26 protein-coding genes are annotated in these 22,567 nt (G+C 44.4%); 17 read left to right on the forward strand and 9 right to left on the reverse strand.

Annotated features, from left to right (window positions below; genetic code table 11):
- Positions 1–2 precede the first annotated feature (2 nt).
- Positions 3–521 carry a hypothetical protein gene (locus TA_RS00355; RefSeq protein ID WP_241761848.1) on the reverse strand — a complete coding sequence of 173 codons (519 nt, stop codon included), beginning with the start codon at positions 519–521 and terminating at the stop codon, positions 3–5.
- A 476-nt stretch (positions 522–997) separates the two neighbouring features.
- On the opposite strand from TA_RS00355, the gene TA_RS00360 reads away from it, so the two are divergent.
- The 10 genes from TA_RS00360 to TA_RS00405 all read left to right on the forward strand — a co-directional run bounded on the left by TA_RS00360 (position 998) and on the right by TA_RS00405 (position 10,740).
- Complete coding sequence (locus TA_RS00360) at positions 998–1,489, forward strand: YwgA family protein (RefSeq protein ID WP_048161411.1); 492 nt, start codon at positions 998–1,000, stop codon at positions 1,487–1,489.
- 22 nt (positions 1,490–1,511) lie between these two features.
- Positions 1,512–1,697 carry a hypothetical protein gene (locus TA_RS00365; protein WP_048161413.1) on the forward strand — a complete coding sequence of 62 codons (186 nt, stop codon included), beginning with the start codon at positions 1,512–1,514 and terminating at the stop codon, positions 1,695–1,697.
- Positions 1,667–1,999: a hypothetical protein gene (locus tag TA_RS00370; RefSeq protein WP_156778451.1), complete on the forward strand. Its 333-nt coding sequence runs from the start codon at positions 1,667–1,669 to the stop codon at positions 1,997–1,999. The genes TA_RS00365 and TA_RS00370 overlap by 31 nt, the downstream gene beginning before the upstream one ends.
- A 1,052-nt stretch (positions 2,000–3,051) precedes the next feature.
- Complete coding sequence (ftsZ, locus tag TA_RS00375; RefSeq protein WP_010900500.1) at positions 3,052–4,185, forward strand: cell division protein FtsZ; 1,134 nt, start codon at positions 3,052–3,054, stop codon at positions 4,183–4,185.
- A gap of 51 nt (positions 4,186–4,236) precedes the next feature.
- Complete coding sequence (gene pyrF / locus TA_RS00380; protein WP_048161418.1) at positions 4,237–4,881, forward strand: orotidine-5'-phosphate decarboxylase; 645 nt, start codon at positions 4,237–4,239, stop codon at positions 4,879–4,881.
- 84 nt (positions 4,882–4,965) lie between these two features.
- Positions 4,966–5,658: a signal peptide peptidase SppA gene (gene sppA, locus TA_RS00385; protein ID WP_010900502.1), complete on the forward strand. Its 693-nt coding sequence runs from the start codon at positions 4,966–4,968 to the stop codon at positions 5,656–5,658.
- A 22-nt stretch (positions 5,659–5,680) separates the two neighbouring features.
- Entirely contained in the window at positions 5,681–7,093 is a 1,413-nt protein-coding gene (locus TA_RS00390) for a cobyric acid synthase (RefSeq protein ID WP_048161420.1), read from the forward strand.
- 315 nt (positions 7,094–7,408) lie between these two features.
- Positions 7,409–8,341, forward strand: a complete 933-nt coding sequence (locus TA_RS00395; RefSeq protein WP_241761849.1) for a cobalamin biosynthesis protein — start codon at positions 7,409–7,411, stop codon at positions 8,339–8,341.
- 75 nt (positions 8,342–8,416) lie between these two features.
- Complete coding sequence (locus TA_RS00400; protein ID WP_010900505.1) at positions 8,417–9,718, forward strand: APC family permease; 1,302 nt, start codon at positions 8,417–8,419, stop codon at positions 9,716–9,718.
- The gene (locus TA_RS00405; RefSeq protein ID WP_010900506.1) at positions 9,715–10,740 is read left to right on the forward strand and encodes a nicotinate-nucleotide--dimethylbenzimidazole phosphoribosyltransferase; all 1,026 of its coding nucleotides are present in this window, start codon (positions 9,715–9,717) and stop codon (positions 10,738–10,740) included. Before TA_RS00400 ends, TA_RS00405 begins: the two co-directional genes overlap by 4 nt.
- 42 nt (positions 10,741–10,782) lie before the next feature.
- Here TA_RS00405 and folP read toward each other — a convergent pair whose 3' ends face one another.
- Both folP and TA_RS00415 read right to left on the reverse strand, forming a co-directional pair.
- Positions 10,783–11,826 (reverse strand): dihydropteroate synthase, encoded by a 1,044-nt coding sequence (gene folP, locus TA_RS00410; RefSeq protein WP_010900507.1) that lies wholly within the window; start codon positions 11,824–11,826, stop codon positions 10,783–10,785.
- A gap of 103 nt (positions 11,827–11,929) precedes the next feature.
- Positions 11,930–13,084 carry a PLP-dependent transferase gene (locus tag TA_RS00415; protein WP_010900508.1) on the reverse strand — a complete coding sequence of 385 codons (1,155 nt, stop codon included), beginning with the start codon at positions 13,082–13,084 and terminating at the stop codon, positions 11,930–11,932.
- A 110-nt stretch (positions 13,085–13,194) separates the two neighbouring features.
- Here TA_RS00415 and tmk point away from each other — a divergent pair, with 110 nt between their 5' ends.
- The gene (tmk, locus tag TA_RS00420) at positions 13,195–13,776 is read left to right on the forward strand and encodes a dTMP kinase (RefSeq protein ID WP_010900509.1); all 582 of its coding nucleotides are present in this window, start codon (positions 13,195–13,197) and stop codon (positions 13,774–13,776) included.
- A 44-nt stretch (positions 13,777–13,820) separates the two neighbouring features.
- Complete coding sequence (gene purN / locus TA_RS00425; protein ID WP_048162206.1) at positions 13,821–14,420, forward strand: phosphoribosylglycinamide formyltransferase; 600 nt, start codon at positions 13,821–13,823, stop codon at positions 14,418–14,420.
- A gap of 205 nt (positions 14,421–14,625) precedes the next feature.
- On the opposite strand, the gene TA_RS00430 is transcribed toward purN, so the two are convergent.
- The 4 genes from TA_RS00430 to TA_RS00445 form a co-directional block, all read right to left on the reverse strand.
- On the reverse strand, positions 14,626–14,835 hold the full coding sequence (locus tag TA_RS00430; RefSeq protein ID WP_010900511.1) for a CDGSH iron-sulfur domain-containing protein: 210 nt from the start codon (positions 14,833–14,835) through the stop codon (positions 14,626–14,628).
- 57 nt (positions 14,836–14,892) lie between these two features.
- Complete coding sequence (locus TA_RS00435; protein ID WP_010900512.1) at positions 14,893–15,609, reverse strand: RAD55 family ATPase; 717 nt, start codon at positions 15,607–15,609, stop codon at positions 14,893–14,895.
- Between the two features lie 30 nt (positions 15,610–15,639).
- Complete coding sequence (locus TA_RS00440) at positions 15,640–16,836, reverse strand: mandelate racemase/muconate lactonizing enzyme family protein (protein ID WP_010900513.1); 1,197 nt, start codon at positions 16,834–16,836, stop codon at positions 15,640–15,642.
- Positions 16,837–17,159: 323 nt separating this feature from the next.
- Positions 17,160–17,768 (reverse strand): MBL fold metallo-hydrolase, encoded by a 609-nt coding sequence (locus TA_RS00445; protein WP_048161425.1) that lies wholly within the window; start codon positions 17,766–17,768, stop codon positions 17,160–17,162.
- Positions 17,769–17,975: 207 nt separating this feature from the next.
- Between TA_RS00445 and TA_RS00450 the strand changes: the two genes are divergently transcribed.
- From TA_RS00450 to TA_RS08275, 3 genes are read left to right on the forward strand one after another with little or no spacing between them, the layout of a single operon-like run.
- Complete coding sequence (locus TA_RS00450; RefSeq protein ID WP_010900515.1) at positions 17,976–18,800, forward strand: ABC transporter permease; 825 nt, start codon at positions 17,976–17,978, stop codon at positions 18,798–18,800.
- A 3-nt stretch (positions 18,801–18,803) separates the two neighbouring features.
- On the forward strand, positions 18,804–19,259 hold the full coding sequence (locus TA_RS08270) for an ATP-binding cassette domain-containing protein (protein ID WP_241761850.1): 456 nt from the start codon (positions 18,804–18,806) through the stop codon (positions 19,257–19,259).
- Complete coding sequence (locus tag TA_RS08275) at positions 19,246–19,725, forward strand: hypothetical protein (RefSeq protein WP_241761851.1); 480 nt, start codon at positions 19,246–19,248, stop codon at positions 19,723–19,725. Before TA_RS08270 ends, TA_RS08275 begins: the two co-directional genes overlap by 14 nt.
- Here TA_RS08275 and purM read toward each other — a convergent pair.
- Positions 19,719–20,735: a phosphoribosylformylglycinamidine cyclo-ligase gene (gene purM / locus TA_RS00460; RefSeq protein ID WP_010900517.1), complete on the reverse strand. Its 1,017-nt coding sequence runs from the start codon at positions 20,733–20,735 to the stop codon at positions 19,719–19,721. The genes TA_RS08275 and purM overlap by 7 nt on opposite strands.
- Positions 20,736–20,906: 171 nt before the next feature.
- Here purM and TA_RS00465 point away from each other — a divergent pair, with 171 nt between their 5' ends.
- Complete coding sequence (locus TA_RS00465; protein WP_010900518.1) at positions 20,907–21,335, forward strand: 30S ribosomal protein S12; 429 nt, start codon at positions 20,907–20,909, stop codon at positions 21,333–21,335.
- Between the two features lie 6 nt (positions 21,336–21,341).
- Positions 21,342–21,896 (forward strand): 30S ribosomal protein S7, encoded by a 555-nt coding sequence (locus tag TA_RS00470; protein WP_010900519.1) that lies wholly within the window; start codon positions 21,342–21,344, stop codon positions 21,894–21,896.
- Between the two features lie 116 nt (positions 21,897–22,012).
- On the opposite strand, the gene TA_RS00475 is transcribed toward TA_RS00470, so the two are convergent.
- Entirely contained in the window at positions 22,013–22,285 is a 273-nt protein-coding gene (locus TA_RS00475) for an HU family DNA-binding protein (protein ID WP_010900520.1), read from the reverse strand.
- Between the last annotated feature and the right edge of the window lie 282 nt (positions 22,286–22,567).

Here is a 22,567-nt window from a genome sequence, read left to right on the forward strand (position 1 = left end):
TATCAAATTATTTTTTTATTTATTATCTCTATGAACGATGATAGAGGAAGCCCATCTTCCCATTTCATGATGTAGTTTCCCTCTCTGGTCTTTGCTATTTTCGGTATAAGTTCGTATACCATGCTGAACCTTCCAATCGGTTTTGATTCCACTACAAACAGCTTCCAGGGATCGCCCTGCACGTTCTTTATCCTATAGGCATAGGTCAGGAATATCCCTGCCTTGGTACACATCTCATTTATCCTGTTGGCCTGCTCCTGTTTCTTTCCGGATCCCTCGGAAAACATGAGGTACGGCCTAACAGAGGACTTCACCTCTATGACCATGGAAAAATCATGCCTTATGGCTATCACATCTGCACCGAAGGACCCGGCGGATCTTGTCACGTAGAACGGAGATTCTATTAGGGACATTATTGCATCTGACTTTTCAGGGATCTTACTGGCATATTTCTTCACAGCCTGTTCTCTTCCACCCAGTATATCCCTTATCTCGCGTTCATAGGTACTTCCATTCACCATTCCGTATACCAAGTTTGAATTTAAAAGAAGATCATCAGGGAATTGAAATTTTACAAAGGCGTTTATGCGCATCGAATTTAACATAACCTTTCATGATTATAAGATGTGTCTGAATGTATGCTTTATTGTTAATGCAAATGACAGAAGGACGATATCTAAAGCCTTATGGACTCTTCAATGTAGTGGTATCATCAGGTTATAACCATAACAAGCAGCAATGATGACCAATAGAATGAATGGAATAACATGAAATCGGATAGATTCCATAATGCAGTAAGCAACCGGTTATTATGATTCTTGGAAACTAGAATCCGCCTCGTTAATATCGTTTTACGTAAGAATTAAAAAGAAAGCTTCGATCTTTTGTCGTGGGAATATATCAATTGAATAATAAGTGCAAAGTTAAATAATACAAATGTAAGTTGAGAATATAATGCTATATGATAATTTTTATGATGAGTACTAATTAAATGTGGATGAAAACGATGTCTATGGACTATGAGAGGAAAATTTTACTTATTGGTTTCTTGAAATATATAGGATTCAATCGGAAAAAGATTATGCAAGAAGATATAGATAACCGCATAAAAGTCCAAAAGCTTGTCTACTTTGGAAAGGCCCTTGGTCTGCCGCTGGATTATGATTTCAACCTGTATCTTTATGGGCCATACTCTTCCGGACTTACAAAGGATTATTTCAACATAAGTGATGAGGAATGGGCAAATGGTAAAATCGATATACCGGCTAACGTGTCCGATCTTTTAAAACAACTCAAGGGGAGAGATGCGCTATTCTTGGAAATTGCCGCAACACTGCATTCCATAAAGACTGCAAATCCGGATGCATCTGAAGATCTCCTTATAAATATCGTGACCGATATTAAATCGGAACGGCTCAATGGAAAGAGTGAGGCTCATAAATATGTTAGAGATACTTTTAACTTCCTAAAAAAAGTAAAATTACTCTAGATTGAACGTTATGCAACATCAGGTGAATACGATAGATGCAAACGCACTCGTAAACTATCTCTCAAGAGATGAAATCGACAAAGATCTAAAGAACAAAATAAAAAAATTCTTTATCCGTTCCAACTCTGGCGACATAAAAATCAGAATATTTGTTTATTCACTTGGAGAGGTTTTCAAATGGCTCCAGAAGAAAGAAATGGGAATATGAACTTTGATCCTTTTGATAACAGAAAATCGATGATATTGAAAGAACTTCAAGAATTTGTAAATAACGGTTTAATTTCAGTTTTAAAGATGGATGATATTGCATCAAAGGTTTTCCGTTATTACGAAGAAATTGATGGTCTCGACTCCAGAATACAAATAGGTGACAAGGTTGCTCTGGCGGCATTTTGCGCTGATAAAGACTCTGTAGCATTCTACACCAATGATAGTAATTCATTAAAGAGCATAAAGATCCAAGAATACATGCACGGTTTAACTCCATCAAAAGCAATCCGCGAACCTTGATGTACCTAGCTATTTCAAGTTTCGTCGTTTATTTGTTCCGCAAGTAAGTTAAATTATCGTATCCAGAACTTCAGCCTGTCCTAATTTCATCATGTTCATTATCTTTGCCCTCATCTGATCCGATATCTCTCGCATCAAGTTCTCTCCATATATGTTCCTCTCTATTTTAGATACAAGATCTCTTCTCCGATTAACAGCGATGGTCTTTGCTCTATTGTTTAGATTTGGAGTATTTTATTGCTTTTAGTGTATTTTTAACAAGATTGTGGACACGCATTGAAGATAGTTTTCCAATTATATTGACATGACGATATCGGCATAAGTCTCGGGATGTCGAATCGGCATGTCCTGATCTGATAGATCATATTCGATAATGGTTGCCGTTCATATTTAAACGAGCTGAAACAGGGATGAACGCGAATATAACGCACTATGGTAATGGGAAACGCTGAAGTTGTATGAATGCGGAAAATGTATCGTATTATAGGAACACATAGGCCTATTGAAAAATAGTTTGCGAGATCTTGTTATAGTACCTGATGGGCATTTATACATAGAAAACTGTTAATTTGAACCTCAGATTCATGCTTTGTTTCGTCAATAGCTCAATGGATCATGTGCCCGCAGGAAAGTATTGACCATAAAGGAATACTGTTGATATATTTATCACTAGACCAATGGTGAATCTCCAACCAGGTACATCTCCTGGATAGTACTGCTCACAGAAGACGTCAACGCTCGAATTATCCTAGAATGCAAAGACGATCCTGCCGGAAGAATCGCTGAGTCTGAAATCATACTAGAATTCCTGATCGGTGGTCAGTAGTGTGGTGCCATTGAACACAACGTCATCATCGGCGGAACCCGTGTTTATGGTAAGGACTGATCCGATAATTGTTGTATAGGCATATCGGGCAATTCCAAAAATTTTAGGTATCGGAATACCACAAACGCAATATTTTTCTCCTAAATTTTTATAAAACTGATAACCTTATAATGCGGGATGACAGAATACAGAAAAGTATATATATCGTTATGACGTTGTCAGACATATGGGAGATATAACGGATCTGCTTTCCAAAGTTTCAATCGATGATGTATACGACGAATGGGAAGATCAGGCATCCGGTAGCCTGCCAGAGGATGCGGAGATCGAGAATGTTTATAAGACTTTGAATGTGAAGATTAAGGTAATAGGATGTGGCGGAGGCGGATCAAACACCGTCAACAGGCTGTACGATGATGCCCTGAAGAACGCAGATCTCATAGCTATTAACACGGATGCAAGTCATCTGAGATCCATCAAGGTAAAGCACAAGCTACTCATAGGCCAGAAGACAACGAAGGGTCTGGGAACTGGAGCGGATCCTAAGGTAGGGGAGGAAGCTGCAATAGAGGAGATAGTAGCCATAAAGAAGATAGTGCAGAATACTGACATCACCTTCGTAACCGCAGGACTCGGCGGAGGCACTGGAACAGGATGCGCACCTGTTATAGCAAGGGCTGCCAAGGAGGCTGGGTCAATAGTGATATCCGTGGTTACGCTGCCCTTCGAATCGGAGGGCCCGCTCAGGATGGACAACGCAGTCATCGGTTTAGAGAAGCTGGCCCAGTTCTCTGATACGCTGGTCGCAATACCGAACCAGAGGCTTCTTAGCGAAGTGCCAAATGCTGAGATGAAGGTGGCCTTTGCCTATGCTGACAAGGTCCTCGCGGATACGATAAGATCCATAGTGGAGATAATAACAAAAACTGGGATAATAAACATAGATTATTCAGACATAAAGACAGTGATGCAGTCAGGAGGCGTTGCCCTGATCGGCATGGGGCAGTCCAAGAAGGGCGGAGATCGCATAATGACTGCACTGGAAGAAGCCCTGAAGCCGAGGCTCATAGACGTTGACGTGAGCACAGCCAAGGACTGCGTCTTCAAGATCATAGCACCGCCGGACATCACTGTAAGCGAAGTTGGAAAGGCCATGGACGAGATCAAGAAGAAGATCAATCCTAGATCCCGCATAATATGGGGCCTGACCATTGACAAGGACCTGGACAAAGACGTGAAGGTCCTGATATTCATGACGGGAGTGAGCTCAGCTTATCTTGTAAAGGATGTTGAAAGTGCAAGGAAGCTGGCGAGCATGTTCACAGGATCATATGCGGCCGAGATCGACACGGTGAATTAGATCAACCGATGATCAGGGAAACATTTTCTTTAACCTGATCATCACCACGTGATGTCGGAATCAAGGCTTGTGGTTGCACTAGACCTCACGGACAAGGATAGAGCCCTGGAAATAGCCAGATCCATAGGAAGACAGGTGTTCGCCATAAAGATAAACTGGCCCCTGGTCCTGGCAGGATCCGGATCGATAATAGGCGAGATCGCAAGGGTGTCGCGGGTTGTCTGTGACTTCAAGATAGCAGATATACCGAACACGAACAGCATAATAGCAAAATTTGCGAGGGATCAGGGAGCATGGGGCATAATATCGCATTCATTCACAGGCCTTGAATCACTGAGATCGGTCGTCGAAGCATCTGGCGATACTAAGGTCTTCTCGGTTGTGGCCATGTCGCATCCCGGTTCGGATCTCATTAACGACAATTACCGGAAGCTGATGGATATATCTGAGAGGGCAGGCGTCTACGGCTATATAGCGCCTGGCAATAAATTATCCGACCTGTCTGAAATACGGAAGCGCACGAAAAAGACCATAATGTCTCCAGGCATAGGATCGCAGGGAGGAAGGGCATCGGATGCCATAAAGGCCGGCGCGGATCTGGTTATAGTCGGAAGATCCATATACGAAAGTGCAGATCCGGTGACAGCAGCAGAAGCCATAAACGAGGAAATAGCAAAGGCCGTTGAACAAAACTAGCGTTTGCTTGCATTCCAATCGCATCTTTTCATAATTGTAGAAGATGTATCAAAACACTAAATAGAGGATATTTGATAAGTATACGTGTACATCCTCAGAACAAGGATAGAGGGAACCATAACACAGCAGCTCTATCGATCGTATTATCCTATATTTTCCTTCGCGGAAAATAAAAGATCCGTGGCAGGACTAGTTTTGGTGTTCAATTCTGGAGGCGGTGATGCAGTTGCTTCACAGCTGATGTTCGAGATGATCCGCAAGATCAGGAAGAAGAAGCCCGTATACTCTTTCATACAGGGCATATGCGCTTCCGGTGCATACTGGATCTCGGCGGGATCCTCAAAGATATACTCGCTTGATACCTCCTTGATAGGTTCCATAGGTGTAATATCGATGATACCCTACATCAAGCCTCTTCTCGACAAGATCGGTGTTGAGATGAAAATTTACAAGGTAGGCAAGTACAAGGACATGCTCTCATCATACAGGGAGCCAAGCGATGAGGAGAATGAACACTACATGAGGGTTTTGAACGATGTGTACAGAAAATTCAGGGATTCTGTCATGACCGAGAGGAATATACCGGAAGATAAGATGGAGGATATAGCGCAGGGGCAGATATTCTCTCCATCAATGGCAATGGAAAACCGTCTCATAGACGGCATCGGAACCATGGATTCTATGATGGACGATATGTACAGACAACTCGGGCGAAAATATAAGACACGCGACATACTTCCTAGGAGGCCATGGATAATGAGATTCCTGGGTACCTGATATCCGTTGCCGAGGGAATTGCATGAAGATGATCCAGGTTCTGGGAACATCATCGGGATCGGGCAAGACAACCATAGCGATGGCCCTGAGCAGGATATTTTTCAGATCTGGATACAGGGTGGCGCCGTTCAAGGCCGTTAACATGTCGTTGAACTCTGTGATAGTGGAGGGTGAATACGAGATCGCCAGGGCACAGTGGCTCCAGGCAAAGGCTGCCAATACTGAGCCCACCAGGTTCATGAATCCTATACTTCTGAAACCGGAGGGCATGGGGGCAAGCCAGGTAATAATGCTTGGAAAATCGCTTGGAAAGAAGACCATCCCCGAATACTATGAATTCATAATGAACGATGGGAAAAGGGTGATAAGAGAGGCAATAGACAGGATATCGGATGACTACGATCTGATAATTGCAGAAGGAGCTGGATCTCCAGCAGAGATCAACCTTCTGGATCGGGATATGGCCAACATTTACGTTTCATCCATATACAACACGCCCGCAATACTTGTGGGCGATATAGATCGCGGTGGGGTCTTCGCATCCATCTACGGGACTCTATCCCTTATGCCAAGGCCAGATCTGGTGCGCTGGATAATGATAAACAAGATGCGTGGCGATGCCTCACTGCTTGAACCCGGACTGAAGAAACTGGAGAATCTAACAGGAAAGAGGGTAATTGGCGTAGTGCCGTATTCTGAGAACAGACTCCCGGGAGAGGATTCTTTCGATTATGACCATCCAAGGGCCAGAGGATCGAAGATAACGATAGTTCGATATCCATTCATGGAAAATTATAGTGATCTGGATCCTCTTGTATATACCAGCACAGGATACAACTATGTAACCGCTGAAAACGCATCGGATCTGTCAGATGCAGATCTCATAGTGCTCCCAGGCTCAAAGAACGTGTTCGCGGATCTTGAATATATGAGGAAAAACGGTATAGACAAAATAATAATTGAAAACGCCGGGAGGGCCAAGATACTTGGCATATGCGGAGGATACCAGATGCTGGGGCAGAGGATAACCATGGGTGAAATCTCGGCAGACGGCCTTGGGCTGCTCAGGGCCAAGACCAATTACGAAAGGACAAAGACAACAAGATCCGTTAGGTATCGTGTTGACAACACCCTTATGTCCGGAACCTGGGAAGAGGGATATGAGATACATTATGGCGCCGTGATCAGCCTGGGAGGCGAGAGGATGAATGAGACGGATAAAGGGCCTGAAGGAAATGTGGACGCTAATAGGCTGGTCTTCGGAACAAACATACATGGAATACTGGCGAACAGATCCGTATTCAGGTTCATGACAGGGAGGGATATAGGCGAACCGGAAGAGTATCTCAGAAGTGAGATCGATAGGTTCGCCGATGTTGTCAAAAGCAGCATAGATGTTGCTGATCTCATCGAATATGCAAGTTCAAGGGAATAAAGGCGATCATTCGACGTCATAAGGCGTGAATAGCATTTGCGCTAAATCTTGGCCAAACGTGCTAAGGAAATAGATGGGTCCATATTGCGTGTTTTCATCGTTGTATCCATCCCGGTACAATTTTATGCCAAGAACTTTGCGATGCGTGAATCTTTCAGCTGTTTCTTGCCAATCTCCAACTTCTTTATTAATAACAATTCATTCTGGTAAATGAAAAACGATAAATGTCTATATGACGGATGGAATGGCAGTATGCAGAACATTTAACATGTATAACGTGTAGCAAGTTACTGTAGCCGGGAAACTGGTGGATGTATGAATAATCTAATCATAATGATAATAATACTGATCGGTGCAATCGCTATCGACATAATATTCGGCGAACCAAAGGAGTACATACATCCAGTTGTTTTCTCTGGCAAGGTGTCGAAAAGGATAGAGACGTATTTCAGGCACCATGATAACAGGATAGTATACGGATCAATTTTTGCCGTGGCCGTTATTGTCATAACTGCAATACCATATTTTCTTGCCATATACGTATCAAGTTTTGTTCTTGTCATCTATGTTATCGTGTCCATGGTGATTCTGAAGACAACCTTTTCCATTTCCGCCATGGGAGATCACATACGCCTCGTAGTTGAATCCCTGAAGAATGGAAACATAAGTGATGCACGTGTTTATCTGTCAAGGGTGGTTAGAAGGGATACATCCAATCTGAATGAGAATGAGATATCCTCAGCAGCCATAGAGACCATTGCAGAGGGGCTTGTGGATGGATACATGACACCACTGTTCTTCTTCATATTTCTGGGCATTCCAGGGGCCTTCGTTGCGAGGATCATAAACACCCTTGATTCGATGTGTGGCTACAAGGACAGGGAAAATTTTGAATTCGGAAGATTCTCCGCGTTCATGGATACTGTCATAAATTACATCCCGGCCAGATTATCATGGTTTTTCATAGGTTTTTCTGCGGATGTTCTGAACTACAGGCATAAGGTCATAAGCCCACGGAAATATGTGAGCAGGTTTGACAGCGTGAATGCCGGCTGGCCCATATCCACCATGGCATGCGCTCTCAACCTGAGGCTTGAGAAGAGGGGATCATACATAGTGAATGATGAGGGCTATCAGCCATCGGTCAGGGATATAGAACGATCCATGCACGTCTTTTATGTTGCAGTTTATTCCTACACAATAATATTCGTTCTCCCGCTTCTCGTGGCAATGGCCTTCCTCCTGTGATCATCTTTGCTCGGTATCGTGCCTCAGGGCAGGCTAATAACGAAAATTTCTTATAATAAAGTCAAATTAACTTGCGTGGGGAGTGCAATATCTAGTTCGTTTGGGCCATTTATCCAGTCTCTTTCTTCCATAGGCCCGATGCTCAACATAATCGGCCTGTTTTCAATCATAGCTGCCATAGACTACAGAGATCTCTTTTACATAGTCATCATTGCCTTTGCCTTCTCTGCATTCAACATATACATGCCGTACAGGGCCTCATCTCTGATAAGATCAAACGGTGGCTACTATGCGGTCACAGGTCTGATGTCTGGAAAGCGCGCTGGTGTTGCCACAGCATATCTGTATCTCATATACGGGTTCTCTACCCTGCCGTCCATAACGCTGTTTCTGATGTCATTTGCATCATTTTTCATGAATTCTTTTTACGTTGAGATGCTGATTCCCGTATTTTACACTTCAATCGCCCTTTACGCGGTATCAAAGGGTGTTGGCAGATCCATTAACATCATGAAAGCGCTCGACATAATCGAGATCGCTTTCATAATAGCCCTCGATGGGTTCATGCTGGCGCATCCCGAGGGGCACGTTCCGGGTCCGAACGAGATTAACTTTGCAGGCGGGAGCCTGTGGAGTGGGCTTCTGTTTGGAATGCTGATGTTCGCAGGGGTAGGTTCTGCTTTCTTCATAACTGAAAACACGAAGGATGGCAGGAAGAGGGTACCGCTTGGAATTCTCACGGCATTCATCGTGTCAGGAATTCTGATGTCGCTTTCGGCATACGCTGTCCAGTCATTTCTCGGAGAAAAAATGATCTCCTATTCGCTGAATCCGTATATAATAGTGGATTACCTGAGATCATCCGCCGGTTCGATCGTTTATTATGCCTTCATATTCTTTTCCGTATCCAGTGCATTCAATCTCACCATAGGCTACCTTAACTCGTTCAGGAATGCAGTTGTGCGTATGTCGCTTGACAACATATTTGAGATTGATATGCGCAGATTCTATGCACTGATCTTCGCTCTCAATCTTGCAATTTCATGGGGCTTTTACCTTACGTTAGGGGTATTCTACGGTTTTATCATAGTCAGCGGGATTGTTTCCTCAATGTATCTCACGGTGCATCTCATTTCAACGGTCGCCCTCTCCAGGCATGAGATCTCATCCCGCAGGAATCGTTACATGGCAATACTTTCTGCATCGTTCCTAATACTGGCGGTGACGCTGGTCTATTCCATCATAGCGGATGCTACATCGGACATTATGATAGACCTGATCTATTTAGCCGGCGTCATTCTGGTCTCAATCTCCATTCTATTCCATTTCAAGGGAAAGGCCTTAGAGCGGGTAAAATTTGGTGGTGATGAGGCATGATCATCGATGACGTCATCATCGGAAAGGGGATAGGTGACATCGAGTTCTCCAGGGAAAACACCATATTTGTCCTCATAGCCGGTACAACCGAGGTATCGCTGCGTTCAGGAATAACTGCTGCAGGGGCTTCACCGGAGTTCACGCGCATAACTCCAACGGTAGATGCAGAGATAATAGGGGAGGGCAAATGCCTGAGCACTGCCGATCCGCCGATGACTCCGGAGGGCATACCCACGCCTGCAATAGTGTCTCGTGCAATTCTCGATCTTACAGGCCTGCGATCCCTGATAGTCAATGGCGGTTTTTCCGTGCGTCCGAAAACGGCATTCTTCGAGACATACATCGAACCATCCAGGGATCCTGGCCTTGATAGGGCCGTAATGGAAGCAGAGAGGGTAATGGAAGCCGGTCGCAGGCTTGGAAAGATTCTGGATGGAAATTTCAAAAATATAATCCTGGGCGAGAGCTTTCCAGGAGGGACGACGACGGCGTACGTGGTGCTGAGATCCTTGGGCATAGACTCTGGAACGAGCAGTAGCATGCCTGTCGATCCAGACAACCTGAAAAAAAAGGTTGCAGAGGAGAGTTTCAGGAGGCGCAATGTTCGGTCGCCACTGGAAGCGGCCACAGAATACGGCGATAACCTAATGATATTCATGATCGGATTGGCCGAATCCATCAGATCCTCCAAGATGATACTTGGTGGTGGCACACAGATGGCCAACGCGGCAAATCTCATAGCGAAGGTCAATGGGCGTACGGACCAGGTAGTGGCAACCACGCAGTGGGTATTCTCCCACAGATCGGATCTGTTCAGGATTCTGGGCCTGGAGGATCGCAGTATAATTTCAGTTATGGACTTTGGCAGGATGAGGAATAATGGCCTCAGGTTATACAATCAGGGCCACGTCCGTGAGGGTGTTGGCATGGGTGCACTTTACTCGTATGCAAGGATCGCTGGATTCAGCAGGGAAGAGATAGAATCTGCAATAGATGATTTCTATACAACTTTCCTGAGATGATGTTCCTTTTACTAGGAGAATATCGGTATTTTCAACCGCAGGTCAAGTGTTGCTGCCCATTCCTTGAGATGCAAGGACCAGGTAGGTGGTCAGTGCATCCCTGTTCTCCTTCACGTCGTGTACTCTCAGTATTGATACCCTGTTCTCGGCTAGATATATGCTCGTGCCTATTGTTCCAGCAAGCCTGTTCTCGACATTCTGGCCGGTTATGGTTCCTATGAACGTCTTCCTGGAGGTACCAACGAGCAATGGGAATCCGACATTGAAGCTCTTTATGTTTCTGAGTATATCCACATTTCCCTTTATGTCCTTGGCGAAGCCTATTCCAGGATCAAGTATTATCCGATCGAAACCAACGTCATTCCTCAGGAGTTCATCGGCCCTGTTGGCGAGGAATCCGGCCACATCGTAAATTATGTCATCGTACGCGGTCAGGCTTTGCATGTTTTCCGGCGTGCCGCGCATGTGCATCACTATGCAGTTCAGCCCGGAATCCTTTGCAATATCTATCATTTTCCTGTCGGTGAATCCTGATATATCGTTTATGTAGTTTATTTCATATTTTATGAGGCCATCGATCACAGATGGATGTCTGGAATCTATCGAAATTGGTATGTCTGAATAATCTCTGACCATCTTGACCACGGGAATCAGCCTCTCGAGTTCAGTGGATGGATCGATCCCCTTGCTACCAGGCCTTGTGCTCTCAGCACCTATGTCTAGTATATCGGGTTTCTCATCTATCATCTTGAATACGAGGTCTGAGTGTCCGAGAACGCGGCTTCCCGGATAAAACGAATCCGGCGTGGCGTTCACTATGCCCATTATCTTGGGTATTGATGGCTTGTCATCCAGCGCTTTGAATACGGCAGCAGAGGCAGCATCTTCGTGTCCTGGATACATGGAGTAGAATTCCATCAGATCCCTGAACATCTTCTGATCTGCCCACACAATGTACTTTTTCTTTCCACCTTCAGTGATCTCCTCGTGTTCTACAGGTGGGGCTTTCTCGGAAAATATCTCAAACTGGAACCGCCCATTGGATCCACCATAGAATCCCCTGCGCGGGATGATCAGACCGTCCATGATCCCCTTATTAAATTTGGCATCTTATAGATTTTTTCATGGGGGCGATGCAGTTTGAAATAAGGGAATGGATTGACCAGAGCTTGAATTGAGATCTTTGCATTCAAGCTCCAAGGGCATTCTGGATATCTGCGATCAGATCCTCTGCATCCTCTATGCCTATTGAGAACCTTACAAGGTTGTCGCTTATGCCCATTCGTTCCCTTTCTTCTCTGGACAGCGAGGAATGCGAAGTCTCCGCCGGTAGTGTTATGAGGCTTTCAACACCGCCAAGGCTTGCGGCCACCATCGGTATGCTGAGTTTCCTCAGAAATGAGTGGACATCCCTATCGCGCCTTATCTCAAAGGATACCATGCCTCCAAACCCGCTGAGCACCTTTTTTCCCATTTCGGTGTCCGGATAATAAACCCGGGATATGGAATCGTTTTTCCTCAGGAAGGTTGCAATCTCCATACCATTTCTGTTATGCTTCTCCATCCTCAAGCCGAGAGTCTTCAAGCCGCGAAGCGCAAGATAGGCCTGTATGGGATCTGGGTTCGATCCATAGGTCTTCCTACGGATGACGAGGCTGTTGAATATCTCCTTGCTGTTCGTACCCACAACGCCCATAACGATGTCGCTGTGACCTCCAATGTATTTTGTGGCACTGTGTATCACTACGTCAGCCCCCAGATCAAGAGGGTGCTGGTTGTACGGGGATGCAAACGTTGCATCAACTATAACAAGGGATTTCTTCGCATAGTCTGACACGGATCTTATGTCCGGTACCTTGAGTGTCGGATTCGTTATCGACTCCATGTAGATAGCATCGTATTTTGATGGATCAAAATCTAGGCTGTTGATCCTCTCGGTATCGATGTAATCGACCTTTATGCCAAGATCACCGAGTACCTTGTTAAAAAAATAAAACGTCTGCCCGTAGAGATCCGACAAAGAAAGCATTCTTGAACCCGGATGGAGAAGCCCAGTGATCGCAGAGGTTATTGCACCCATACCGGAGGAGAAAGAAAGTGCATATTCGGCGCCCTCAACTGCTGCATACTTCTCCTCAAATGCCTGTACCGTTGGGTTTCCCCATCTGGTGTATATGTAAGGCTGGTCTCTTGTGTGATCGGTGTAAGCTTCCTTTTCAGGATTCGGATATACGAATGTAGAAGTCTCGAATATAGGTGTGGTGACGTTTCCGAATCTTGGATCCCTGAGCTCTCCAGACTGAACAGCCTTGGTGTTGAAGCCCTTATACCTGTGTGATACCATGAATCGACATGACAGTGCAGGATAACAACATTTGCTTTAGCCAATGTGTACATGCGCAGATTAGAGCGTTTTTCAGTACATTTATTATCATGTGGTTTCTATCCATCTGAATGTTCATAGCTATTGAGGGCATAGATGGCGCTGGCAAAACAACACTTGCAAGAGGCATAGGAAATATGCTATTGGGCGAAGGCTATCGTGTCTACATGACGAAGGAGCCTACAGATGGCATGGAAAACTATGCTGGCGATGGAGTAGAACTTTTTCTCAAGTTCACGATAAACAGGTATGCGCATCAAAGAGAGATAGATCGTCACATTAAGAATGGTGAAATTGTCATATGCGACCGCTACATAAGGTCATCATACGCATATCAGTTTGAAGGCATAGCTGAGTTCTTTGGAAATTCCGAAAAGGCGTGGGAGTGGATGGACAGCGTATCTGAAATTATAAAGATCAGGCCGGATGTGCAGATATACGTGGACGTGGATGAGGAAACAGCCATGGAACGCATATCCAGGAGGGGCCTTAGAAATCCACATTTTGAGAACGAGCAGAAGCTTAGGAGTGTACGCCAGATATACAAAGGATTTCAGTGGGATCTGATCGTTGATGGTGGCAGGGACAAGGAAGCAATTATATCTGAAACCTTTGAAAAAATAATTGCGAGGTTACGTCAGGAAAAGACATGAGAGAAGCATACAATTAAGACGGTCGCAAGGATATGGATCTGGCCATGAAGAATATATGCATACTGGTGTCCGGGACTGGTACAACCCTTCAGGCGGTCATTGATGCCATTGCAGGCGGAAAGCTTGATGCCAGGATATCAGAAGTTATAGCGGATCGTGAATGCATGGCAGCAGATCGTGCAAGAAAGGCTGGTGTTAAAACAGTTGTCGTGAGGCGTGGAAGGAATTTCCAGTCCGATCTGATGAAGGAAATGGAGAATTCATGTGCGGATTTCTTTCTCCTGGCGGGTTTCCTCAGCATACTGGATGCTGGCATAATTGAGAGATTTAGAAACAGGATAATAAACACACATCCAAGCCTTCTTCCCTGTTTTGGCGGAAAGGGATTCTATGGAATGAGGGTGCATGAGGCTGTTATTGAAAGCGGAGCAAAGTTCTCTGGATGCACGGTCCACTTCGTAACAGAAGAAATAGATGGTGGCCCCATAATACTACAAAGAGTACTGCAGGTTGATGATGTCGACACGCCCGAAACCCTTGAGAACAAGATACATGCCATAGAGCATTCTGCCGTACTGCAGGCACTGAACATAATCATATCTGGGAACTATAGAATAGTGGGAAAACGTGTAATAGTGGCGTAGACGATACAAGGCGCGGAATGCGATAGCCCGTATTCATTGTCTTGGGTCTGCGTTTGCCATGGAAACAGAAAAATAGATTCAACCAATCATTGTGTGGATCACTGTGATGAGAATTCATCTTTCTGATATATGATGAAAGACGGGCAGGCTGAGTGATCTCAAAATATTTTATGTTCCAATTTTTCTTTTCTGAACGTTCCTATGTTCATTCATTGTCGTAGAATGAGTGGAATTCCTCCCTCTTCTTCTCCGCATTGTATATGTATATGTGATCTCCTTCATCTGCCGTTATCTTATGTGTGCCATCACAGTAGGGCTTATGCGACGACAGGCCGCAGCCACATATGTGTACTTCCTTATCGCCCACCTTTACCACGTAGGGATGATCCCTTGTGTGCAGTACAAGTCTTGCCATAACATACGATCGGTCTTCTGGTTAAAATACGTTTTGAAAAGTATGCAGGACAAAGTGCTATTTTATTCTTTCCACATTGAATGATCCAAGCGTGAATGTCCCTTCCTCGGGGTATATTCTCACCCACTCCTTTGTTCTTATGCGTTTAAGGGTAAGAACCCTCAGATAATCCCTGTCTCCGTCGTTTCTGAAATGCAGCGCAGAATCCATCAGATATGCAAACCATTCAGATCTATCTTCAGGCACAAAATCATCCACAGCATAGATCGATACGAGTGATCTTTTCCTGTTCATATTTATCAGCTGAACAAAGAAACGATCCGTGTTTTGGTCCTTGGCGATAAGATATCTTGTAGCAGAAAGCATGACAAACACATATTCGTCCATCTTCTGCACGGTTGACGTTATCTGCTTGAGCACTGAGGGTATGTTTCCAGGATCATCAAGCATCTCTGTATTTGATGGTGCAGATATCTGGAACGGTTTTGCAAACCCATCTAGGATATGTACCATGTCCGTATTTGTTCCGCTGCGCACCAGATCGGCCATTATACCTTCGGACGGAAAGTCAAAATCGACAAGAACAACTCCTATTCCACTGTTTGCCGACTTTTTTATAAAGCTATAGATAAAGCTCCTTTTCTGCGAAAAATTATTGCCTCTAACTACCACATTATCGTTCCTGTCAAAACCTCCATAGAAGAGATCGTCCAGGCGCTCTATTCCCGTTGAAATCTTCTGTACTTTCTGGATTCCGTCCTGATCTAGCGCCATATGAAAAAAGAGTGTGTACTGATATAAAAATTATTTTTGTCGGTATGGCTTGAATGTACCAGAGACAACCCATGGAGGTTCCTTATCATCGAATGGTTCCATACCTGAAACCTGATATTTTTCAACGATGTCCTCGTTAACCTTGCATACGCCAGGCTCGTTGGTCAGCGTGAAGTATCCATTCTCGAGCTTATAGCCAGAGGACACGAGCTTCTTCTTCCAATCTGGCCAGAACATTTCAAAGCTCTCCTGTATTATGAAGTTGGTTATGGTAGTATCCAGATTCAGCGTTGCTGCGGTCTGTATGGGCCCGAATGCGTTGTGCGGCGCTACAGGTATACCGAAGCCATCTGCGATAGCGGCTATCTTCTTTCCCTCCAGTATGCCTCCTGAGTTGGTAAGATCTGGCTGTATTATGTCAACCAGTTTCTGTGAGATGAACCTAGCAAATATCTTCTTGTTAAGTACTCTTTCCCCAAGCGCTATCGGAACCCTGTAGTAGTTCTTCAGATCTAGCAGGTCGTGATCAAGGTCAGGATGCAGGGGTTCCTCGTAAAAGAACGGATGGTATTCCTCCAGAGCCATGCCGGCCTTTATGGCTGCTATCTTCGAAAACCTGCCATGGTATTCGATCAACAGGTCTACCTTATCACCAAGCTCGGATCTGAGCGTTCCAACTATGTTTCTGGCATTCTCTAGGCCGTCGTTTGTTATTGAATCGTAGTTATCACCGAAGGGATCAAACTTCATTGCTGTGAATCCCATCTTCACAACTTCCTTTGCCTTCTTGAGGAAGTCATCTGGCGATACGCAGTCATTGTACCAGCCATTGGCATAGGCCCTCATCTTCTGGTTTACTTCTCCGCCCAGAAGCTTGTACACTGGAGTACCAAGCTGCTTTCCTATCAAATCCCATGAGGCTATTTCGAATGCGCTCAATGCTGAGGTCGCCTCCATGGACACAGGAAGGTAGAACGAATTTCTGTAAAAGTCGAAAACGTTGCGTTCCACATTGAAGAAGTCCTTTCCGTTGAAGACCCTTGCAACTTCCTTCATGCTCTCAAGCACCGGAAGCGTCATGAGTGTCGTCGGTGCTTCGCCATATCCGACAAGTCCGTCAGCGCTTGTTATCTTCACAAGCAAAATCGTTGAACTCCAGGGAGAGGAAGTCTCACGCGATTTTTCTCCCATCTCTATTATCTCTATGTTTTTGATGGTAGAATTCATGATTGAGATATCCTCTCATTCCTCATAAAACTGTTGTGATTTTAGAAGACATTGCATAATCCAATCAAATTATAAATACGAGTGCGGCTGTATCGGCTTTCAACGCTATATTTTTGATATGGTTGTTTTATGGAAAAGTTATGGTTTGGGGGGAGCAATAAAACATGTTTTCAGGAAGCATGTGCTGGCTTCTTCTTGAGAGAAGAGTCGAACGTTCAGCGTTTATGGTACGCTGGAAACGTATTAACCATGCGAATTTCAGGCGTATGATCGCATATCTATATTCGAACGATCACGATCGAACATTACGGCTCAGGAGCAGATCAGAGCTGTACCTTATCACCGTGTCCTGGAAGCACCAGATAGCCCTTCATGCCCTTTATTATCTCCAGGGATCTCTCTGCGCTGTTGATCTCGTAAGAGAAACTCTTGTTGATCTTAAGTTCGCCGCCAGATTCCACGGCCGCGTCCCCGCTGAAAAGAATATGCAGATCTTCAACTATGTATGATGTGCTGCCAATGGTGTGGCCTGGTGTTGCCATCTCCTCAATGCCGGGGATGCTTGCCTTAGAAACTGGTTTTACATCTTTGACAGGCTCGAACTTCAGCATTCCGGTTATCATTCTGCCAAAGAAGGATCTTGGTTTTGGAGGATCTTCTTCTCCCCTTATGATCTTCATCTCCAGATCGGGTACGTAAATCTCAGGATTGAACCTCTCCGATATTTCCTTTAGACCGCCGACATGGTCCGCATGGTGATGCGTTACTATCACGTAATCTGGCTTTGTCCCATTCTTGTTAAAGTAATCTATTATTTTCTTACCCCCACCGGCTGTTCCGGTATCGATGAGGATATTCTTTCCATCCAGCGTCAGAAGGTATGAATTCGCGGTTACCCCGTCAATCCTCTCAACACCTTCACTGATCTTCATAGAATACATATCCACTAAGATTATAAAAACATTAATCGATGGAGATCACAGCTAAGCAAAGGCAATCTCATTTAACGTTGACTAATCCACAAATTATTGAGACAGTGCGAAATACGAAATAAAGTGCAAATGAATATATCAAAAGTTTGAAAAATTTTTACTGTAAATATATAGAAATGATTTTAATATCGATTTCGATACACCGATATGGCCTTTGCAAATGCCAATGATCTGCACAGCTATTTTGTGGGTACAAGATTTCAGTTCACATACTATTTCAGGAGCCGGAGATTTGTTGGGCTTCTCATATTCTCAGTGCTAATAACTGCATTGATACTGTTTCTTGACCTTCACTATAACTATTCGCTGTATAAGTCCGAAAACTCGGCAGATTTCCTCAACGCGTACTTCTCAAGCGATATAATCGCGTATTTTGCTATACTCGCAGCCTTCTTTGGTGGGGACATGGTTTCCATGGATCTTGGCACAAATACAGCCTATTACACGCTGGTCCAGCCCATAAGGCGCAGTGTTCTGTATATAGGCAGGTACACCGCGGCCTTTTTTTCAACTGCTGTACTTGTACTGATAGTATATCTGGGTGGCATCGCAGGATCGCTCTACCTTTACGGTGAAGTTTCGGATCTCATCCTTCCATCCTTCGGTTTCGCGCTTCTATACATGCTTGCATTGATATCATTCGCAACGCTCTTTAGCGCCATATTCAAAACTCCAAGCATTGGCCTTGTTGTATCAATACTGTTCCTTTTACTCGTTTATCCGGCGGTGCAGGGCATACTCTCTGCGCTGGCTGGGATCAACCCATGGATGTTCGTAACTTACGTCGGGCAGATGATATACCTTGTCTATGAAAAGAGCTACCCGGTGCATGCGGTTACTCACACGCACTTTGCCACCATATATACGTTCAATCCGACTGGAAACGAGGCCATAATTGTGATGCTTGGGTACATTATCGTGTTCTCGCTGATATCTATCCTCGTATTCACAAGAAAGGAGATAAAGGGGTGAAAAATGGCATCTATAGAGCTTGTTAACGTATCTAAGTACTTCGGAAAATTCAAAGCGCTGGAAGACGTATCGTTCAGATACGATGAGAACGGCGCCATTGGATATCTCGGCCCAAATGGCGCAGGAAAAACAACAACGCTGAAGATACTCACGAACTTATTAAGGCCGTCTTCCGGAAAGGCAATGATAAACGGGATAGACGTAAACAGAGATCCCGTTGGTGCATTCAAGAGCATGGGATCCGTCATAGAATCGCCATCTCCATTCCCCTATTTCACAGTTGAAGATTCATTGATGTTCGTAGCGGAACTAAGGAAGATGAGCAAGAAGGATGCAAGGGATCGGATCGAGTACTATGCCAAGGCGCTTGCTCTTCCAGACCTGGAAAAGAAGATAGGCGATCTCTCAAAGGGCAGAGGCAGAGGTCGTCATAGCCGCAGCACTCTTGCCGGATCCTGAAGTGCTTCTGCTGGACGAGCCGACCAGCGGCCTCGACCCATTCGAGATGAAGATAATCCGCGATCTGATAATAAAGCTCAAAAGCGATAGGCTCGTCCTCATGAGTTCTCATCTCTTATCCGAGGTTTCTGAAGTATGCGATGAAGTCATATTCATCAATCATGGCAGGATACTTGCAAGAGATAAAGTTGCAAATATATCAAGGGAGTTCAGGGCAAAGGCCGTTATAGTGGAATTTCTAGATCCGGTTGATGATAAGATAATATCTACCATCAAAGGTATGGGGTTGGAGGTTCAGAAGAACAACGGAAATTCGGTCATAATAGCATATGACGGAAACAATGAGGCACGCGCAGAGATATTAAGGAAGCTCATTGAGGTCGGGAGGGTCATAAGGTACGATAGCGTTGGATCAGAGCTTGAGGAGGCCTATATATCAATACTTAAAAATGGATCGGATCAGTAATACCCCTTCAACGATACCTCATACTTCGGTATCTCAACCCCAGATCCGTTTTCCACATGGCCCATAACCTTAACGGGCACTTTGCCTTTCAGTGCGTTCATTATATCCACCTTTTCATCCTCATCTATGACCAGTACAAAACCAGTGCCCATGTTGAAGATCTCGAACATCTGGGCATAGTTCAGGTTGCCCATCTCCATCAACCTGATAAAGACGTTTTGCGGTTCGAATGGATCGTCTATAACGTATTTCATGTCCTTCATACGTGTTATATTCTTGAAACCGCCCCCTGTGATGTTCGCCATGCCCTTTATTGTTATTATGCCCATTATGTCCAGAATTTCCCTCACATATATCCTGGTCGGTTCTAGCAGGACTTCATAGGTTTTCTTGGAATCGCCGGGGAACGTGTCCTGAAGATCGAGATTATTGTCCGCAATTATCTTCCTGACGGTGGTGAAGCCATTTGAATGCAGGCCGCTGCTGCCAAGTCCAATTATTACGTCACCTTCCTTTATATTCGAACCTGTTATTATCTGGTTTTTCTGCACTATCCCTATCACGGCGCCGGAGATATCTATATGCTTGACAACATCGGGCAGTACCGCAGTCTCGCCTCCCACTATGCTGATGTTCGCCATCTGTGCTCCCACATTGAATCCGGTACCGAGTTGCTTTGCCATTTCCTCGTCCATTTTGTTTACGGCAAGGTAGTCTACCATCGCTATTGGCTCAGATCCGACGGTTATCGCATCGTTTACGTTCATCGCAACGCAGTCAATGCCAAGGGTATCGTATTTATTTACGGCCTCGGCAATCATGGCTTTCGTCCCAACGCCATCGTTGTTGAACGTGATGCCAAAATTCCCCATGTCAATTATAGACGTGAATCCACCTATATAACCTATATTCTTGAAATCTTCGCGGTGAAACTTAAGCTGCCTTATGAAGGTATTTACGAATTCTCCCTGAAGCTTCCTGTTGATAATCCCCCCTTCAACTTCGCTCATGATTTCGGTATCACTTCATATAATAACTTTATTGTGATTATTCGTCAGATATGATAATACAGTCCTTTTATATATGAATATAGATAGAACTGGAGATGTCAGATATAAATATCAGATAAGTATTATGCATCACGCATAGCAAGTTCAACTTCATGGCATCATGGTGATATAATGGGAAATGGTATAAACGCTGGAAGGAAATTACTCGAAAACCGAAAGAAGTTCAGATGGTCTGATAGGGACTATAAGAGAAGAGTGCTTCAGCTTAAGAGAAAGAGCGATCCTCTTGAGGGTGCACCTCAGGCCAAGGGAATAGCCATAGAAAAAGTTGGTATAGAGGCAAAGCAGCCTAACTCAGCCATTAGAAAATGTGTCAAGGTTCAGCTTATAAAGAATGGAAGGCAGATAACCGCCTTTGCTGTCGGGGACGGTGCAATTAACTATATCGATGAGCATGATGAAGTTACCGTTGAGGGAATAGGCGGAAGGATGGGTAGAAGTAAGGGGGATATACCTGGTGTCAGGTACAAGGTTGTAGCCGTAAATGGTATATCGCTCAAGGAGCTTGTGAAGGGAAGAAAGGAGAAGACGGTGAGATAAATGCTGATGCTATTCAACAAATACGATGTCAATGCGGTGGAGATACACGATCCTGGTATGGTGAAATATATCAATGTGAAATCTGCACTCAACCTGCACACTGGTGGCAGGTTTTCATCATACTACGCTGGAAAAATAAACATGAACGTCGTGGAAAGATTGATAAACAAGCTCATGAGGAGCGAGAAATGGACCGGCAAGAAGTACAGTGCTTACAAGATAACGGAAGAGGCCTTTCAAATAATAGCGGAGAAGACAAAGCAGAATCCGCTCCAGATACTCATAAATGCGATCGAGAATGCAGGCCCCAGGGAAGAGGTTACTAGGCTCAAATACGGCGGAATAGCTGTGCCGAAATCGGTTGATGTTTCCCCTTCCAGGCGAGTAGACGAGGCTCTCAGGAACATCGCTACTGGCGCAACAAATGCATCCTTCAAGAGCAAGAAGTCGATCGTTAACTGCCTTGCAGATGAAATAATGGCTGCAGCGAGAAACGATCCAACTTCATTTGCAATAAGCAAGAAGGAAGAGATAGAAAGAGTTGCACAGTCCGCAAGGTAAAGCGGTTCCTGGCTTTACTGGACACTCTCTTCTTTTTTAAATATATTTTAGAAGAAGGGAACAAAATCTGGAGATGCAGTTAAACAATAAAAATTAAAAAATGTAAACGTATCAGCTTACTGCTGGTATTTTATCTTGCTTGAAGCCCTGAAGACGAATTTCTTCTTGGATGGGACTTCAATTACCTTCTTGGTCTGCGGGTTCCTCGCCTTCCTCGGACCCTGCGTCCTTCTTTCGAATATACCAAAGCCGGCCAGGTTTATCTTTTGGCCGCCGTTGGCCTGAGAGACTATCTCATCCAGAAAAGACTTTATCACGGTTCTTGCCACTTTCTGGGTGGTGTTTGCCTTCTTTGCTACCTCCTTGGATAGCTCACTGATTCCTACCATCTTTTACCACCTGTATGTTAATAACATAGGAAGTATTAAAATATTTCTATCGTGTTTTAATTAGAGCGTTGTTTAAACGCAGTCTGCCAATATTCTAAATTTATAATAAAAAAATTGATCATTAATTATTCACATTTGACACCAGAAAAACAGAATTTATTCATATACGCAAATTATTTTTACAAATGCATTGTACATAGATGGATCAAAATTAAAGCTTTTTTCACTGCATTTGTCAGACATTTCCTGCTACAACGATAAGATTAACAGATCCGACGCTAT

The organism is Thermoplasma acidophilum DSM 1728, assembly GCF_000195915.1.
In the GTDB taxonomy this organism is placed as follows: domain Archaea; phylum Thermoplasmatota; class Thermoplasmata; order Thermoplasmatales; family Thermoplasmataceae; genus Thermoplasma; species Thermoplasma acidophilum.